Source organism: Paenibacillus barcinonensis (genome assembly GCF_003217495.1).
Lineage (GTDB): Bacteria > Bacillota > Bacilli > Paenibacillales > Paenibacillaceae > Paenibacillus > Paenibacillus barcinonensis.
The window spans coordinates 1-1,537 of sequence record NZ_QJSW01000062.1 but is presented as its reverse complement, the minus strand read 5'-3'; the positions used below and the strand labels follow the sequence as shown (position 1 = coordinate 1,537).

Sequence of the window (1,537 nt, the reverse complement as noted above, 5' to 3'; positions counted from 1 at the left end):
TTTTTGTGACCCTCGTAGGTGTATTTTTCACCAGGAGCAGTATGAATAAAGTTATACGGCTGATCCTTCTCCAACCGCACTTCTTGGTTAGCGAAACCGTCTACACCATCCAAACTTTGCCCTGTGGTCGTCCAGTATTTAACGATTGCTTTACCTTCAGGTGGTTCTAGTTCGATTGTGAAGAGGGTTGGAAAGAAATATCGCCAGCCTTCAACGTTTGGTGCAAAGACTTTATTGTTCTCTTTCTCCTCCTCAGCTCTTCGGTCAACCTCTTGTTTAATTGCCTTTAAAACTCCATTTCTAACAATTACCTCTTTCTTAGCAGAGTTCGTACCTTTTCCTATAACGGGAGTTTCCTTACAAATATTATCGTTTGAATTAACACCACAGTAGTTGTAACTCACTCTGGAAGTAGCATCTTGATAATACTTTTGCGGCTTATCAGCAAGATCCTCACCGCGAGATTTTGTAAACACATTTTCAGCCAACGCCTAGTTGAAATCAAAGGGCTTAACTGTGATGTCTTTGACTCTGCGGCCAGACGCAAACGTAAACTGATAAGTTCCACCGTCTACTGTTGCAACTGTATCTCCAGGTTTATGACCTTCATCGGTCCATTGACCGGCATTGTTTTTCCAAACGTCGTAGTACACCATTCCCACGAAATAATACAGGTTTGGATTGTCTTCGTCTTGATATAGCCTAGTTGAACCTACGTTATAAACGGCTGCTTCTGCTTTGCCTAAGTCATACATAAATAGAACAAGTACAGACGAAAAAATGAGTACTAGGCTGAGTATTGAACTGATAGTCTTTTTCATTGATTGCATCCTTACTTAAAGGGATTGACGATTGCTACAGCGTAACTTTCCAATTTGCCATCTTCTAAAAGAATGTAGTCTGCTTGAGTAATTTTAAAGTTTTTCCATGCTTCATAGTTCTCAAGATATTGGCCTCCTTGGAACTTATCCAATCTACTGATTACAGGATAAAAATTCATACCCGTTTTATCCCCATTGTTTACAAACGCAGCATCCACTACTCCACGACCGCGACCGTAACTGTTTTTCACTAAAAAAGTAATTGAGTTCCCTCGCTGGCTACTACGAATCTGGACACCATCGCCTAATATTGAATCTTTAGTCTTGTTGATGTCATAGACTATTTGCCCATCACCCAACATGATGGGCAGATCGCTTTCTTTAATAATTTTAATGTTCTTGTACTTTTCATCTTTCATATTTTTGAAATATTCTTCACTTCTAGTATAAGCCTTAAAATCACTCAGCTTCGTCAGCTTAAATTCCTTATCATCTGTACTTCTGAAATCCTTGTTCCCAATCCACACCCAGCGACCAATCTTATCCCATTCTACTTTCTCTCCGAGCCCCTCACTAACCAAACGCAGCGGAACAAACGTCCGATTTTGCTTCAACATAATCTGCGTGCCATAGTCTTTCTTTTGTCCATCGACTAGTGCTGAGGTTTGTCCAATCGTCATATCTACTTTGTGATCTTTACTGTACACTCCAACTTT

The 1,537-nt window shown here is 40.1% G+C and carries 2 protein-coding genes and 1 pseudogene; all 3 read right to left on the bottom strand.

What is annotated here, in order from left to right:
* Positions 1–488 (bottom strand): annotated as a pseudogene (locus tag DFQ00_RS28635) (DUF5704 domain-containing protein); the annotation flags it as partial.
* A 3-nt stretch (positions 489–491) separates the two neighbouring features.
* Positions 492–821, bottom strand: coding sequence for a hypothetical protein (locus DFQ00_RS28630; RefSeq protein WP_110899774.1), 330 nt, complete (start codon positions 819–821; stop codon positions 492–494).
* Positions 822–832: 11 nt separating this feature from the next.
* Positions 833–1,537, bottom strand: a 705-nt coding sequence (locus DFQ00_RS28625; protein ID WP_110899773.1) for a copper amine oxidase N-terminal domain-containing protein, incomplete at its 5' end; no start/stop codon positions are given.

Coding starts and splice junctions, on each gene's coding strand:
- DFQ00_RS28630 (WP_110899774.1), bottom strand. CDS start 821: ATGAAAAAGACTATCAGTTCAATACTCAGCCTAGTACTCATTTTTTCG.